Raw genomic sequence first — 14,140 nt, 5'->3', positions numbered from 1 at the left:
CCAAATTAACCCAACCCGGGACCCCCTCCCATGCTCACGAGCCTCCAAAATCCCCTGGTCAAGCAATTTAAGAAGTTGCACGCGGCCAAAGGACGACGGGAGCAGGACTCGTTTTTGCTCGAGGGGACTCACCTGTTGGCCGAATGCCGCGCCACGGACTGGCACCCGACCGCCGTCTGCTGTACCCCCGAGTGGGGGGAGCGACACCCGGAACTGTGGGATTGGGCCGTCCGCACCGCCGGCCGCGCCGAACAGGTGAGCGATCGCGTCCTGGCCGCCATGACCACCACCGTCCACCCGGATGGTGTCGTCGCCGTCGCCCCCCGGGCGCCGGAAACTCCCGCCCCCATCCGGGGCCTGGGACTCGTCCTGGAAACCCTGCAAGATCCGGGCAACCTCGGCACCCTGATCCGCACCGCCGCCGCCGCCGGCGTCGAGGGACTCTGGTTGAGCGCCGATAGCGTCGATCGCGACCACCCGAAAGTGCTGCGGGCCTCCGCCGGCGCCTGGTTTCGCCTCCCCATCGCTGTGCATCCCGACTTGAAAGCTTCCCTAACCGACTGCCGGGAACGGGGCATCCAAATCGTGGCGACCCTCCCCGACGCCCCCCTGAGCTACTGGGACTTGGATTGGCGAAAACCCACCGCGATCGTGTTGGGAAATGAAGGGGCCGGCCTCTCGGAACCATTGGCAGACCTGGCCGATCACCGCGTCCGCGTCCCCCTCCTCAACGGGGTCGAGTCCCTCAATGTCGCCACCTGCGCGGCGCTGATCCTATACGAAGCGCGACGCCAGCGACAGGTCGCCGAGCTCGATCAGCCGTTCTCCAAATCGTCCGATTCCGAGACGTCGGGCTGCTGACTTTCCAAAAATTGGTCGATGTCGGAAATGGCCGCTTCGAGTTCCGACAGGCTGATGGGTTCGCAGGGGGTGTCGTCCGCGACCTGTTCGGATTGAAATTCCGGCGGCGGGGTGGGTGTCGATAAATCCCGATCTTCTTGAAACGAGTCGAGCAATTGCTTTTGATAGGATTTGAGAAACTCTTCGGCAGCATGACGACGCATATTATCGCGCTGCTGTTTATCCGTCATGATCGACTCCTTGACCTTGTGGCACTCGACGGCAAAATTCTCCGAGATCGGATTTGAGACTTGTGAGGGGACCTGACGGCAAAATCCCGCCAACCGTCGTCAACAGGAATTTCCCACAATGTCGATGACTTCCCGTCGTCGGACGGCGACAGACCATCCTTGGTTTGGAAAATCCACTGGTCCTTCCTTTCATCCCCGTTGCTCAGTTTTGCCATTCCTGTTCGGAAGTATTTTCTGAGCGTTTTGTATTTGGCATTTCCGCATCGTGATACTACCCATGCCCGCAGTTGTTGCCAGAGTATTTCATCCAGCTTTCCGAAAATCTCCGAGGAGACTACCCCTGAGTAGTACCTTGCCCATCCTGTAATGATGGGGTTGAGTTGTTTAATCAGGGCGGCTTGAGGTGCTGTTTTATGTTTCTTAATTACCTCTTTCACCTTTTCGATGTGGGCTTTAATTGCTTCTTTGTCCGGTTTGATATGGGTTTTGAAGCCTAGTCGTTTACTTACTCCTCTTCCTGGTTTCTTATTTGACAAATTCCTTATGTAAGGAATTTGTATTGTCGATTTTTCCTTGACCCTGAGAGTTCCGACCTCATTTAGTATCGTGTGATACCAAACTTTGGAACATACAGACAGTTATAAGGTGGGTCAGGGGTGCGCCCCTTATCTCCACCCGAGGGGGTGAAAGCCTTGCAGGGAGGTTATTTCAGGCATTTTAGCCCGATTTCGTTCCCGAACGAATCGCACTCAAACTTCTATTCTACATTGCCCTCACGGACTCCAATCAACCCGCGATCGTTCCGGGTCGCCATCCGCACTCGACTCCCGCCCTCCGCCATCGCGGCGAAATGCGGCGACAAGTCGCGAATTTTCAATCAATAGTATGATAAAAATCGACGGGAACCTTTCTTACAATTGAACCCGAAGCATCGGAGCCGCAGACATGGGATCGGACTCCGGATCGAAATTAAAATCCATTTTTTTCAATTGAACTGTTATCAAGAGTGGGAGCGATCGCCATGTTTCAAAAAATTTTAGTCGCTGTGGATATGTCCGAGTACGGCGAAAACGTGTTGCAAAAATCCCTGGCAATCGCCAAAGCGGCCGACGCCGGCCTGATGTTGCTGCACGTCCTCTCGCCGGACGAAGAGGGGACTCCCGCCATGAGCGGGGGGGTGGGGTTGAGTTACTACGAGATGATCGACCCCCAATATATCGAAGCCTACCAAAGTCAGTGGCGGGAGTTCGCCCAACACGGTTCGGAGCAGTTGCAAGCCTACGCCACCCGCGCCCGAAATGAGGGAGTGCGGGCCGAATGCAACCAAATCCCCGGCAAGCCGGGACGGGCCATTTGCGAACAGGCCAAAAATTGGGGGGCCGAATTGATCGTCATGGGCCGGCGGGGACATTCGGGACTCGGCGAGTTGATTTTGGGCAGCGTGAGCAATTATGTGGTCCACCACGCGCCCTGCTCGGTGATGATCGTTCAATTGGGCGAGACATAGACCGATAGAATCGGAAAATACCGAATCAATCGATCATATACGCCGATATGAAGTTTAGCGATTTGCTGCGACAGTTGGATGCCGGAATTGTCGCCCACAGCCTCGACGTTCCGGATGCCCCCGATCCGATCCTCCACGGGGTGGCCCCCATCGACCGGGCGACCCCGGACACCCTCAGTTACATCGAAGGACCGAAATTCGCCGGTTATTTGGACGACACCGGGGCCGGGGCCGTGATTTTGCCCGTCGATGAAGCGTTGCAGGCCCGGGCCGGCGATCGCGGACTGGCTTGGATCTCGGCAAAGCTGCCCCGCCTGCTGTTCGCCGAAGCGATCGCCCTGTTTTACCAACCCTACCACCCCAAACCCGAGATCCACCCCAGCGCCACCATCGCCCCGGACGTCCAACTCGGCTCCGGGGTCTACATCGGCCCCCACGTCGTCATTCGCTCCGGAGTCACCGTCGGCGACGGGGTCTGCATCCATCCCAACGTCGTCATCTATCCACAGGTCACGATCGGCGATCGCACCGTCCTCCACGCCAACTGCACCATCCACGAGCGCACCCAAATCGGCGCCGGGTGTACCATCCACAGCGGCGCGGCGATCGGGGCAGAGGGCTTCGGGTTCGTCCCCACCCCGGGGGGTTGGTTCAAAATGGAACAGTCCGGCATCACTGTCCTCGAAGATGGGGTCAGCGTCGGCTGCAACAGCACCATCGACCGCCCCGCCGTCGGCGAAACCCGCATCGGCCGCGACACGAAAATCGATAACCTGGTGCAAATCGGCCACGGCTGTCGGGTCGGCCGGGGCTGCGCCTTCGCGTCCCAGGTGGGGTTGGCCGGCGGCGTCACGGTGGGCGACGGCGTGATCCTCGCCGGCCAGGTGGGCGTCGCCAACCGGGCGAAAATCGGCGACGGCGCCATCGCCACGGCCCAATCCGGCATCCACGGTGATGTCAAACCGGGGGAGGTGGTGTCCGACTCCCCCGCCATCTCCAATAAGCTGTACCTGAAAACGTCGGCGATTCGCAAACGCCTCCCCGAAATGTATCAAACCCTCAAGGAACTGCGACGGCACTTCCGGCCGTGAGAAAGCGGTTCTCGGGAATAGCGCTCACTGCTATATATAGAACATTTGTTCAAAATTTGACGCCGGCACGGCGGGTGCATCGCGAACCCGGGGACCTCGGGTTCGCGAGTAGATGCACCCGGTTTGGAGGCGGGAAGCCAGCCCGGGCGACCCGGCGATCGCTGGGAATTTTGGAGGCGATTGTAACGGCGATAATACGGTGATTTCGAGGCGATCTGTAACAGGTTTTTTTAGAACTTTTTGGTGTCGATATCCTCCGATGGAATCGCTCGATAATAACGGCGATCGCGACCAATTTTCAGTGGCGCGCTGGGCGACGATCTCGAACGGGCCGCCTGTCCATTTTCCGCAATCACCACCGCCGATGGGGGTGTCGTTTCGATCAGAGACGGCCAGGAGAGCGACCGATTGACAATCCTCTCAAAAATCGCCCAACTGTTGATATGATAGGCTTTTCAGGATCTTCAAAAATTTTCTTCCTCCGCAGATCTTCGTTGGAGAGCCGACAGACTCGCCCGAAAAATGCCATTCCAAAACGCCATCGACCGCGATCGAGATTCCGAAAAAATTCGAGATTTTCAGACCGATCGTTCGCTGAGTTCCGGGGATTCTGTCAAAGCCAACCCGAGGGAAAATCTGCGCCACCAGCATCTCGCTGAAATGGGCGATCAAAAAATTGAGTTTGTCAAAATTATTAGTTTAAGTCTATATTATTTTTTATAAGACCAAAAACGGATCAATCTATTTAATCAATGTTCCCGATCGGGAAAGGATTTCGATGATGTCAAAACCAGCCCCAACTCCATTGGTCGGAAAGGCTTTGCTTCAAAAAGTGAAAGAGCTTTCCGACTCGCCCCGCCGTGAAACGGCGAGACTGTGCGGGTATTACACCGAAAAAGACGGCCAGGTGCGGGTCAACCTGACCGCCTTTTACGATGCCCTGCTCGAAGCCCGGGGAATTCCCTTGAACGCCGACGGTGGTAAAGACGGCCGCGGCCGCGAACCGACCTACGCCGTGAGCGTCCACAAAAACGGTCAGATCGTGATCGGCTCCACCTATACCAAAGAAATGGGACTCGCAGCCGGCGACGAGTTCGAGATCAAACTCGGATACAAACACATTCATCTGATCCAGGTGGAAGACAACCAACAAAATGGAGCCGGAAAAGCTCACGCCGGCGGCGAGGAAGAGTAATTGGCTTTGGGAAAATTGTCGTCGTTCGTCGAGTCTTCGGGGTTTGTCGAGGCCCCCGGGATGCAAGTGGTCGCCTTTTTTCTCATTTGGGCCGTTCTCGGGTTGCCGACGGTGGCCCTCGGCGCAATCGCGGGCGGTTGGCGTCCCCTTCAACCCCTGGAAACTCGACAAAAACTGATCGGTCTGGCCCTTTTCTACCCGATGGCTTGGCTGCTGCTTTGGGGCATGGCCCGAGTGACGGGCGCATCCCTGCCGGACTACGGCATGAGTCCGAACGCCTCTTTTTGGATCGCCCTGGCCTTCGGCTGGGCTGCGGCCGTTCTCAGCACCGCCGTGTCATACGGCGTCCAGGGGGGGGCGGGATGGATCGAATGGCCGGAGCCACCCTCCCCGACGCCCTTCAAAAACGCCATCCCCAGCTTGCTTCCCGTCGCCGGCATCGCTCTGGCCGTGGGAGCCACCGAGGAACTGGTGTTTCGGGGGTTCGTGCAGCAACAACTCCAGTCCGCCCTCCCCCTCATGGCGGCGGCCGCGATCGCCAGCCTCCTGTTCGCCCTCGGACACTTGATTTGGGGGGCGAAAGAGGCGATCGCCCAACTGCCGGGACTGTGGCTGCTGGGGATGGTTTTGACCCTGGCCCGCATCGCCGGCGGGGGGGACTTGGGGTTGGCTGTCGGCCTGCACGGGGGCTGGATCTGGGCGATCGCGATCCGAGAAACCGCCGGATTCCCCCGACCCACCGGCCGCGTCCCGGCTTGGGTGACGGGGGATATCGCCCGACCCCTGACCGGGGTAGCCGCTGGGCTGATGCTGCTGGCCGTCGCCGGTCTGTTGGGGATCGTCTACCATCTGAAGTGAGGATTCCGACCGCCCCGGCGAAGGAGCAATTATGAACACTTCTATTTCATCCCCCACAGACTTCACCCCCGTTTACGGCCCCGTGTCATCCTGGCGATACGGGCGATCGCTCGGGATCGACCCCATCGGCGCCGTCTCCACCTGTTCCTTCAACTGCGTCTACTGCCAACTCGGGGAAATCGAACGCAAAACCCGCGATCGCGCCATCTACGTCCCCACCGACCGCATTTTGGCGGCCCTGGAAGACTTCGCCCCCTGGTCTGATGTGGATGTCGTCACCCTCAGCGGCAGCGGGGAACCCACCTTGGCCGCCAACCTGCGGGAGATTTTGACCGCGATCAAAACCCTCACCGGCCGCCCCAGCTTGGTTCTTACCAACGGCAGCCTCCTCAATCATGGCGGGGTGCGATCGGATCTGGCGATCGCCGATCGGGTGTCCGTGAAGTGGGACGGCATCGACGCCGACCTGCTGCGGCGGATCGATCGCCCCGTCCCCGGCATCCACTGGGCGGACCTACTGGCGGGAATCCAGGCGTTTCGGGACGAATATTCTGGAGAACTGGGTTTGCAAACCATGATCCTTTCCCCGTGGGACGAATCGACCCGGGCCGAATATATCCGCCAGGTGCGAGCCATCGCCCCGGCCGAAATTCAACTCAACACCCCCACCCGCCCCAAACCCGTCCGACGCCAACTCGACGGGCGGGAAAATCACTCTTCGGCGGCCGAGCGCCCCTACGAGGTGCGATCGCTCCGCTGCGTCGATCCCCAAATTTTGCGCGACTTCGCCCAAGAAATTGGACAAGCCACCGGCATCCCCGTGAGAACTGCACCGGTGCCGACGGAAATTTAGGCGACTCAGGGTATTTTGATGCCGAGATGCCGACCCCGACAAAAGAATTCCGCAATTGGGTTGAGGAATGTGTCAAAATGTGATCGGTAAAGTCAACAACAATTGTTTGATTGAGATCACTCTCTGATTGAAATAACTGCATCGAGCCGGAACTATGACATCATATGCAACCTCGACCGCCCGATCTGAAATGAGCGAACTCCGGCGACTGAAAAGTTTGCTGCCCCCCGAATTGCAGAGTTGGGTCACGGTGGAAAAAACCATTGAAGTTAACCCCTTGCTGATTCGCTCCGAAGAAATTGGCAAAGATCAGGTGGAAATCCAAATCGATCTCGTCAAGTGGGAGCAACTGGCCTTAGACCAGCGCAACCTGCTGTTTTGGCACGAAGTCGCCCGCATTCAAAACGATACGATTCCTCGGGACGGCTGGGAAATGGCGGCCCTGGCGATCGGTTTGGGGGGCGCGGTCGGAGAGCTGTGGGTTCAAGATGGATTGCTGCTGCTCCTGGCCCTGGCCCTGTGTGGGGTGTCCGGCTATCGGCTCTACCAGAAAAATAACGGGGAGCGGACGATGATCGAGGCGATCGAGGCCGACGAAAAGGCGATCGCCATCGCCTCCCGGTTCGGATACACCCTCCCCAACGCCTACAAGAGCCTGGGAAGCGCCCTGAAGACCCTGATCGACCAGACACCCAAAAAGCGCCAGCGCGCCCGCTACGAAGCCCGCCTGCAGGCCCTCAAGCGCAGCGCGGCCAAAGCCAAGGCGCGGGTGAAGGGGAGCGATCGCGAACCGTCTTCGAGTTCCGAGAAAATTTACGGTTAAATCCCCGCCGGGATTCCTTGCCATCAAAAAACCAGCCGTTTGTCCCCCAGTTTCACCGAAGGCAAACGGCTGGTATTGATTGTGAATTCAAAAAAACCGGGAATTATTTCCGGAATCGAGAAATCGTCTCCCGAATTTGTTCAGCCGCCACGTCGCGACCGCCCAAACCGAAGGCGATGGCGATGGCTACCGCGATCGCGCCCAGGAGCAATCCGAAGGCGAGGTTGACGATGTTGCTGGCAATGCCCATTTGTTGGAGTGCCATCGCCCCCACGAAGATGATGATCGCGATGCGGGCACCTTGGGCCAGGAGTTTAGCCTGGGGATTACCCGAACTCGAGATCAGGCCGAAGGCCAAGTTGGCGAAGTACAGGCCGATGGCGAAGATCACCGCGGCAAACAACACCTGGCCGGCAATGACGATGAGCTGTTCGATAATTAGGGTCAGAGAAGTCAGGCCCAAAATATCCGTCGCAGTGACGATCGCAAACAGCATGATGCCCACGAAAGCCACGATCCCGACGATTTCCGAGGGGGTTTGCTTCGTCGTCGGCTCCTTGGGGGGGAGGGCCGCTTCCGGCTCTCCCGCCTCTTGGGGGGGAGCGGGAGGACTTTGGGGTTGCAGGCCCAACCACACGAAGACGTTGTTGAAGCCGAGGTTGGTGAGCAGGTTGGCGACTAAATCGCGGACGAAAATGCCGATGAAGTAGGCGACCCCCAAAATCACGACCGAAATGAAGATTTCGGGGATGATGTCGAAGATCTGCTCGAGCATCGAGATCGCCGGATTGGAAATGGCTTCAATTTGCAGCGCTTCCAAAGCGGAAATGGCGATCGGGATCAGGATCAGGACGTAGACGATGGTACCGGCGATGGACGAGAGGGACGTGTTCCCCATCGTCCGCTCCAAACCCAAACGACTGCCGAAGCGATCGAATCCCACGGCTGCCAACAGGTTGGTGACGATGCGGCTAACAATTTGAGCCAGCAGCCAACCCCCCGCGCCGATCAGCAGCGCCTTCAGGATATTGGGCAAACTCGAGAGAATTTGGCCGATCATCAGCTCCACCGGTTCGAGCAACCCCGACAGTTGCAGGGCGCTCAAAATCATCGGCAGGAAGAGCAAGAAAATGAACCAGTACACCGCATTCGCCAGGGTGTGGCTCAGGGAAAATTGGTTCCGAGTCTCGGCCGTATCCCCAACTTGCTGGTTCAGGCGTTCGTCGAGCTTGAACAGGTCGAGGACCCGAATGGTCAGGGCCCGGCAGATCGTCGCCAGTATCCAAGCCAGGGCCAGCAGGCCGACCGCCCCCAATATTTTGGGTACGTAGCCGGTGATTTCGTTGAGCAGATTGGTCAGGGGGGCCGAAGCTGAAGTCAACTTCAACTGATCTAAGAAACCGATGATGGCAAAGATAAAGATAATCCAGAAGACTGCACTCCCCGCCCATTTTTCGACCGGCAGGGATTCGCCATCTTCCCGAGAGCCGCCGACCCAATTGGCCAGTCGGTTGTCGAGGTCGGTTTTTTTCAGCAAATTTTTGGTGACTGAGCCGGCAAACAGGGCGATTAACCAGCCGATGATGAGAATCCCGAGGGCGATTCCCAAATCGACGAGGGACGTCCCTTGGAAACCCAAAGTGCGGGTCAAGTCGCTGATCGGATCGCCGGTCGTTGTCTCCTGAGCCAAGCTCAAATGAGAGAGGGTCGGTATTTCAATTCCCACCGGCGGTGGGAGTATGCACCAAGTTTCAATCATAGTTTTCTGGGGTTGGTTCTTGACGTTTAGAATGTGGCGGGATGACAATCCCTTGACATCCCCCCCAGATAGAATTGCACTAGATTTCTAAAATTTCAATCCGAGTTTCTAAGGGGGGGGCGATCGCATTCACCGACTCCGAGGGTCAGATCCTCCACATTGACGAATCCTTTTGATCGGATTCAGGTGGGATCTCGGCTAGATGTCGGTATTTTTTAAGATACGAAATCGAAACCCTAGGGCATTCTCATGCTGGCGAGGTTTCTAGCGTCCAGATGAGGTGTTAGCCTATCTGGCATATAACATCTGCATATAGCTTGAAGGTAGTGATGTCATCTCGTCAAGTTTTTGAACAATTCATTCAGATCCGAGCCGGCGCGACGACGGTGGAGCGCTGCATCACCGATCGCGAACTGATGCACCGGTGGCTCAACCCCGCTCTCCGCTGCGATCCGGTGGGAAAATGGAGTACCGACGTGGGGGCGCGATCCCGGTTTGTCATTCAGATTCCGATCGTCCAACCCACCCTGGAAAGTGTGGTTGTGGAGCGGGAGCCCGGGTTGATCGTGTGGGGATTTGAGGGATTTTTCCGGGGGCGCGATCGCTGGGAATGCCAACCCGAACCCGAGGGAACCCGCCTGGTGAACCGATTCGAGTTCGAGATCCCCAACCCCCTGATCGCCTTCGGATTCAACCGGTTTGCCGCCCCCTGGACGAAGGCTGACATGGAAGCCCAGTTGCGACGACTCAAGCGGGTGGCGGAAGAATTGCAGGGGATGCGATCATGAACGGTACCCCCGGGGCGATCGCTTGCCATCGCCCCGGGGGAATGTCCGTTCGTGATTGCGATCGCTTACTGACAAATCAGTTCCCGGATTTCAGGCTGAGCCCGCAAAAACTCGATCGCCTGTTCTCCGAAATCAACGATGTCATTGTAGATGCCGATCAACGTGCTGACATTCACCGTAATCACGTCAATGCCCTGGAATCCGCCGATCACCTCCAAGAACGTCAATCGGCCATCTCGGGTGGTGGCCCGAAATGCAGCCAATACGTCGTCGGCAATATCGTCAACTTCACTCCCCGCCTCAATGAACAGACTGAACGCCCCCACCGCCAGCCGACCGTAACTCGAATCGAGCAGCGTATTCACGATATCAGGAGGAACGTTGAAGCCGAAATTGAGAGCTTGGCGGAAATCGGAAATTTGCGCCTCATTGAGTTCGGCCAGGGTAAATAGCGATCGCAGTTGGCTCGATTCTTCTCCAGTTTCGGCAAAGGTTTCTAGATCCTGAAATTCCAAAGAAATACTCGCCGGTCCGTAGATTAATCTCAGTTCTTCAATCGCCGGTGCCGGACGGCTACCGAAGATAGTCAGACTCGCGACAATTGCCAAAACCGCGACCAAACTTAAGGAAATATACTGGGAAACCCCCCGAGTCAAAAGACCAAAGGGATTGCCAAGCCTCGATCGCCAATTTTCAAACGAAAAATTCATATGTTCGTTCCTCACATCAAAGAATTAATCTGAGTCGTCCTCAACCGATGATCTATACGTCTATCAGACTTGTTCAAGAGTTCCCCGAACCGTCTCAGATACAAAGATTCAAATATCCGAGTCCATCCGATCGAGCAACTGCCGAATTATACCAGCATCCCGAGCGGTTGGAAGTCGGTCGAGATAATCTTGCAAATCCCGGCGGGCTTCGGTCCGGCGGCCGAGTTGATAGCAGAGGATACCGCGATCGCGCCGTTGAGTGATGGCATCGGGATATAACAGCAACATCTGCTCCACGACCTGGAGAGCCGCCTCCAACGTCCCGCCATTCATATAAATCACCTTCAGATTTTGCAGCATCCGCCCCAAAAAGCGGCGGTTGTCCACCGGATTCAGAAATTCCGGTTGCAATTTCACCGGCTGTCCGTAAACCTGGGACAGTCGCGCCTCGCAATCTTGGGGAAATAAAATCTCCCCCCCCTCGAAGACATCGACATAGATCCCCGCATCCTCGAACTCCGGCCGGATCAAGAAATGTCCCGGCATCCCGATCCCCACCATCGGAAAATCGACCCGTCTGGCCACTTCCAGATACACCAAAGACAGCGCGATCGGAATTCCCGTGCGGCGATCGATAACCCGATTCAAAAAACTATTCTCCGGGTCGTAATACTGGGTGCGGTTCCCCCGAAATCCCAAATCTTCAAACAGATAGCGGTTGATCGTCCGAATGACCCGCAGGGGATATCGCGATTCCGGAAGTCGCTCGGACACCTCCGTCGCCATCGTATCCAGGGCGTTGAGATAGGCATCCACCTCGAAAGGGGGCTGATATTCCTGGGCCATGTAAAGGGCGGCTTTTGCCAGGTCGATCTGCCCGTCAGGCTGGCTGACTTCCCGGTGAAAATGCTGTTTGGCCAGAGACCCATCCATCGCGTTCAATTCAAAGCGCCAGCCGATCGGTTCAATGATTGTCAATCCCCTGTTCAATACTGCGGTTGGGGTTCATCATTTCATCTGGCCCCGAATCTCGCATCACTCTCAAGGAAGGATTTCTAAATTAGAATCCTACCACGTCTGGCCCGAGGAGGTGAGATCTGTCCCGCCCGAGTCCCTAAATTCCGTGACTTTTGCCGATCACCCAGTGGCGGCGGAAAAAGCGGGACAGTGAGGATTCGTCCAACCGCAGGAAGATGGGGCGGCCGTGGGGGCAGGTGCGGGGGTGGCGGGTTCGCACCCAGCGATCGAGCAGACCCTGCATTTCAGCCAGATCCAGGGGCGTGCCGTTGCGGATGGCGGTGCGGCAGGCGGTGGCCACCTGGGCCGACTGCAAGTCGCCACCCGAACTGAGTTCCAGGAGGGCGTCGGCGCAGTCGTCCCGCCGCGCCAGAGGTTCCGGGGCGCTGCGGACGGCCCACAGCCCCTCCCCGAAGGGATCGACCTCCAGATCGAGGCGGTCGAGTTGTTCCAACTGGGAGGAACAGAGGTTTTGCAGGATGATAGGGGAGTCGAGGGGGACGAGTTGCCAACGATCGCACAATTCCTCGTAAATCACCCGTTCGTGGGCGATGTGCTGTTCCACCAACCATAACCCGTCCGGGTGTTCGCAGACGATGTAGGTGTTGTGGACCTGGGCGAGAGCCCGCAATTTGAGGACGGCGAGTCCGCCCCCGTCCTCCACCGTGTCCGGGGGGGTGGGGCGGGTGCGATAATTTCCCCCGCCCTCGGATACCCGCAAGAATTTTTCCATCCGCGTTTCGTCCCCCGCGAGGGTGTCCGGGTTCAAGTGCAACGTCCGTTCGATCGCCGCGCGGATTTGTTCCTGCCAGTGTTCGAGGTGGTGCAGGTAAATTTCCGCCTTGGCGGGGTGGCGGTTCCAGTCGATGAAGGCGGGGTGAATGTGTAAATGGACGAAACAGACCGGGTAGCGATCGCGGGGACAGGTGCGGGCAAAGGCCGATAGCAGCGTCGGTTCCAACTCCGGCGATCGCACCATCCGCCCATTCACCGCCACTTTGATCCAGTCGGGGCGGCGGCGGTGACAGCGATCGGGCAGTCCCACGGTGACATCTAATTCCATCGGGATGCTATCATCCCATTTCCCATGGGATTCCTCCCGGGGCGGTTCAGCTAACTGGACTTTCAAATATTGCAGATCTCCGACCCGCACCCCTTTGATAAATTTGGGGAGGATCTCGCGGGCGCTGGTTCCCGGCCCGAACTGCAGCCAGGGGCGATCGTTTTGGTGGACTTGCCAGGTGACGCGGGGGTGGCACAAAGCGATCGCCTGCAACATCAGTTGCACCCCCCGCAGTTGTTGGGACGGACTCGGGAGGGCCTGACGGCGGGTTTCCCACGGGCCGAACAGGTTCGATACCGTCACCACCGTACCGGGCGCGATCGCGGCATCTTCGACGGTCTGGGGTTCTCCCTGGCGATCGTACACCACCCGCCACCCGCCACCCTCTGCGGAGGGCACGCGGGGGCGGCTGAGAATTTCCAGGTCGGACAACTGGGCGAGGCTGTGGAGGGCTTCCCCCCGGAATCCCAAACTGGAAATTTTGGAGAGATCGGCGATATCGGCAATTTTGCTGGTGCTGTGGGGCATCGCCGCCCGTTCCAAGTCGGGCAAGTCCAAACCAATGCCGTTGTCCGCCACCCGCACCCGCCACTGTCCCGGCCACAGGTAGACGGAAATTCGGGTCGCTCCGGCATCTAACGCATTTTCCACCAATTCCCGCACGACTGCCGCGAGGGAGTCGATCACTTCGCTGGCGGCAATCAGGTTGACCACATCCTCGGGTAAGGTCCGGATCGAATTCAAGGCTGGGAACAATTGGGGTGAGCGGTGCAGTTGGGAATTTGAATACACAAATTAGTCAGGCTGATTCTATAATTAATTTTAGCACATTTTGGGATTGATCGTCGTCCGCGAATGGCGCGATCGCATTCATAAAAAAAATATTTGAAATTCAGAAAAAAATCGATGAAAATTTTAAAGTGACATCGGGTTTCCAAGTTTTTAAATTCGCCGGACGGGAGTTCGGGGAACCGGGCAAAGGTAAAAAAAGCCGAGACTGGAGAGGAGAGCATCGATGGATTCACAGTCCATGTTTGACGACAACTTCAAGCCCCGTGGAAACAACTGATCCCCATGGAACTCAGTGTCCAAGGCCGAGACACCGATAGAGAAGCAGTCCGAGCTTATCAAAAAGACCATTTCGGAAGACATACGAGCAGGAATTGTCTGTTAGAACTCCTTCCCCTTCCTTCCCCATCATTGAGACATACGCACACCCTTGGCGATCGCACCCCCATCGGGACAAGAAACCTCATTTCTTATCCCTCATTTCTAGTCACTCCTAAGCGTCTGGTTTCTTAACTTCACAATTATAGCAACGAGCGCTCACGTGGTTACAGTTGAAATGGGGTCAGAAATTTTCAAACCCTTATAGAAAAGCCGTT

At 57.3% G+C, this 14,140-nt stretch carries 15 protein-coding genes; 8 read left to right on the top strand and 7 right to left on the bottom strand.

The annotated features are described in order from the left end of the window. Positions 1 to 30: 30 nt before the first annotated feature. The gene (locus LKE08_RS15925) at positions 31 to 861 is read left to right on the top strand and encodes an RNA methyltransferase (protein ID WP_324705229.1); all 831 of its coding nucleotides are present in this window, start codon (positions 31 to 33) and stop codon (positions 859 to 861) included. Here the strand turns inward: LKE08_RS15925 and LKE08_RS15920 are convergent. Continuing rightward, positions 816 to 1,091: a hypothetical protein gene (locus tag LKE08_RS15920; RefSeq protein WP_324705228.1), complete on the bottom strand. Its 276-nt coding sequence runs from the start codon at positions 1,089 to 1,091 to the stop codon at positions 816 to 818. The genes LKE08_RS15925 and LKE08_RS15920 overlap by 46 nt on opposite strands. Then, positions 1,088 to 1,528, bottom strand: coding sequence for a group II intron maturase-specific domain-containing protein (locus LKE08_RS15915; protein WP_375341435.1), 441 nt, complete (start codon positions 1,526 to 1,528; stop codon positions 1,088 to 1,090). The genes LKE08_RS15920 and LKE08_RS15915 overlap by 4 nt, the downstream gene beginning before the upstream one ends. A gap of 584 nt (positions 1,529 to 2,112) precedes the next feature. Here LKE08_RS15915 and LKE08_RS15910 point away from each other — a divergent pair. Continuing rightward, positions 2,113 to 2,598, top strand: coding sequence for a universal stress protein (locus LKE08_RS15910; RefSeq protein ID WP_324705226.1), 486 nt, complete (start codon positions 2,113 to 2,115; stop codon positions 2,596 to 2,598). A 47-nt stretch (positions 2,599 to 2,645) separates the two neighbouring features. Next, complete coding sequence (gene lpxD, locus LKE08_RS15905) at positions 2,646 to 3,689, top strand: UDP-3-O-(3-hydroxymyristoyl)glucosamine N-acyltransferase (protein ID WP_324705225.1); 1,044 nt, start codon at positions 2,646 to 2,648, stop codon at positions 3,687 to 3,689. 420 nt (positions 3,690 to 4,109) lie between these two features. On the opposite strand, the gene LKE08_RS15900 is transcribed toward lpxD, so the two are convergent. Then, complete coding sequence (locus tag LKE08_RS15900) at positions 4,110 to 4,361, bottom strand: hypothetical protein (RefSeq protein WP_324705224.1); 252 nt, start codon at positions 4,359 to 4,361, stop codon at positions 4,110 to 4,112. 109 nt (positions 4,362 to 4,470) lie between these two features. Between LKE08_RS15900 and LKE08_RS15895 the strand changes: the two genes are divergently transcribed. The 4 genes from LKE08_RS15895 (at position 4,471) to LKE08_RS15880 (ending at position 7,418) form a co-directional block, all read left to right on the top strand. Next, positions 4,471 to 4,884, top strand: a complete 414-nt coding sequence (locus LKE08_RS15895) for an AbrB family transcriptional regulator (protein ID WP_324705243.1) — start codon at positions 4,471 to 4,473, stop codon at positions 4,882 to 4,884. A gap of 60 nt (positions 4,885 to 4,944) precedes the next feature. Beyond that, complete coding sequence (locus tag LKE08_RS15890) at positions 4,945 to 5,742, top strand: CPBP family intramembrane glutamic endopeptidase (RefSeq protein ID WP_324705223.1); 798 nt, start codon at positions 4,945 to 4,947, stop codon at positions 5,740 to 5,742. A 31-nt stretch (positions 5,743 to 5,773) separates the two neighbouring features. Beyond that, the gene (locus tag LKE08_RS15885) at positions 5,774 to 6,595 is read left to right on the top strand and encodes a radical SAM protein (protein ID WP_324705222.1); all 822 of its coding nucleotides are present in this window, start codon (positions 5,774 to 5,776) and stop codon (positions 6,593 to 6,595) included. Between the two features lie 154 nt (positions 6,596 to 6,749). Beyond that, positions 6,750 to 7,418 carry a DUF3318 domain-containing protein gene (locus tag LKE08_RS15880; RefSeq protein ID WP_324705221.1) on the top strand — a complete coding sequence of 223 codons (669 nt, stop codon included), beginning with the start codon at positions 6,750 to 6,752 and terminating at the stop codon, positions 7,416 to 7,418. 103 nt (positions 7,419 to 7,521) lie between these two features. Here the strand turns inward: LKE08_RS15880 and LKE08_RS15875 are convergent, their stop codons facing one another. Beyond that, positions 7,522 to 9,177 (bottom strand): mechanosensitive ion channel, encoded by a 1,656-nt coding sequence (locus tag LKE08_RS15875; protein ID WP_324705220.1) that lies wholly within the window; start codon positions 9,175 to 9,177, stop codon positions 7,522 to 7,524. Between the two features lie 329 nt (positions 9,178 to 9,506). On the opposite strand from LKE08_RS15875, the gene LKE08_RS15870 reads away from it, so the two are divergent. Continuing rightward, entirely contained in the window at positions 9,507 to 9,965 is a 459-nt protein-coding gene (locus LKE08_RS15870; RefSeq protein WP_324705219.1) for an SRPBCC family protein, read from the top strand. 65 nt (positions 9,966 to 10,030) lie between these two features. Here LKE08_RS15870 and LKE08_RS15865 read toward each other — a convergent pair whose 3' ends face one another. The 3 genes from LKE08_RS15865 to mutL form a co-directional block, all read right to left on the bottom strand. Next, positions 10,031 to 10,675: an alpha/beta hydrolase gene (locus LKE08_RS15865; RefSeq protein WP_324705218.1), complete on the bottom strand. Its 645-nt coding sequence runs from the start codon at positions 10,673 to 10,675 to the stop codon at positions 10,031 to 10,033. 108 nt (positions 10,676 to 10,783) lie between these two features. Then, the gene (locus LKE08_RS15860; RefSeq protein WP_324705217.1) at positions 10,784 to 11,608 is read right to left on the bottom strand and encodes a transglutaminase-like domain-containing protein; all 825 of its coding nucleotides are present in this window, start codon (positions 11,606 to 11,608) and stop codon (positions 10,784 to 10,786) included. A 181-nt stretch (positions 11,609 to 11,789) separates the two neighbouring features. After that, positions 11,790 to 13,499 carry a DNA mismatch repair endonuclease MutL gene (mutL, locus tag LKE08_RS15855; protein WP_324705216.1) on the bottom strand — a complete coding sequence of 570 codons (1,710 nt, stop codon included), beginning with the start codon at positions 13,497 to 13,499 and terminating at the stop codon, positions 11,790 to 11,792. Positions 13,500 to 14,140 lie beyond the last annotated feature (641 nt).

This window comes from Lyngbya sp. CCY1209, from assembly GCF_035615495.1.
Lineage (GTDB): Bacteria > Cyanobacteriota > Cyanobacteriia > Cyanobacteriales > Microcoleaceae > Limnospira.
Note: the sequence above shows the minus strand (reverse complement) of the source record. Positions and strands in the feature narration are given on the sequence as shown.

Coding starts and splice junctions, on each gene's coding strand:
- LKE08_RS15925 (WP_324705229.1), top strand. CDS start 31: ATGCTCACGAGCCTCCAAAATCCCCTGGTCAAGCAATTTAAGAAGTTG.
- LKE08_RS15920 (WP_324705228.1), bottom strand. CDS start 1,091: ATGACGGATAAACAGCAGCGCGATAATATGCGTCGTCATGCTGCCGAA.
- LKE08_RS15910 (WP_324705226.1), top strand. CDS start 2,113: ATGTTTCAAAAAATTTTAGTCGCTGTGGATATGTCCGAGTACGGCGAA.
- lpxD (WP_324705225.1), top strand. CDS start 2,646: ATGAAGTTTAGCGATTTGCTGCGACAGTTGGATGCCGGAATTGTCGCC.
- LKE08_RS15895 (WP_324705243.1), top strand. CDS start 4,471: ATGTCAAAACCAGCCCCAACTCCATTGGTCGGAAAGGCTTTGCTTCAA.
- LKE08_RS15890 (WP_324705223.1), top strand. CDS start 4,945: ATGCAAGTGGTCGCCTTTTTTCTCATTTGGGCCGTTCTCGGGTTGCCG.
- LKE08_RS15885 (WP_324705222.1), top strand. CDS start 5,774: ATGAACACTTCTATTTCATCCCCCACAGACTTCACCCCCGTTTACGGC.
- LKE08_RS15880 (WP_324705221.1), top strand. CDS start 6,750: ATGACATCATATGCAACCTCGACCGCCCGATCTGAAATGAGCGAACTC.
- LKE08_RS15875 (WP_324705220.1), bottom strand. CDS start 9,177: ATGATTGAAACTTGGTGCATACTCCCACCGCCGGTGGGAATTGAAATA.
- LKE08_RS15870 (WP_324705219.1), top strand. CDS start 9,507: ATGTCATCTCGTCAAGTTTTTGAACAATTCATTCAGATCCGAGCCGGC.
- LKE08_RS15865 (WP_324705218.1), bottom strand. CDS start 10,675: ATGAATTTTTCGTTTGAAAATTGGCGATCGAGGCTTGGCAATCCCTTT.
- LKE08_RS15860 (WP_324705217.1), bottom strand. CDS start 11,608: ATGGATGGGTCTCTGGCCAAACAGCATTTTCACCGGGAAGTCAGCCAG.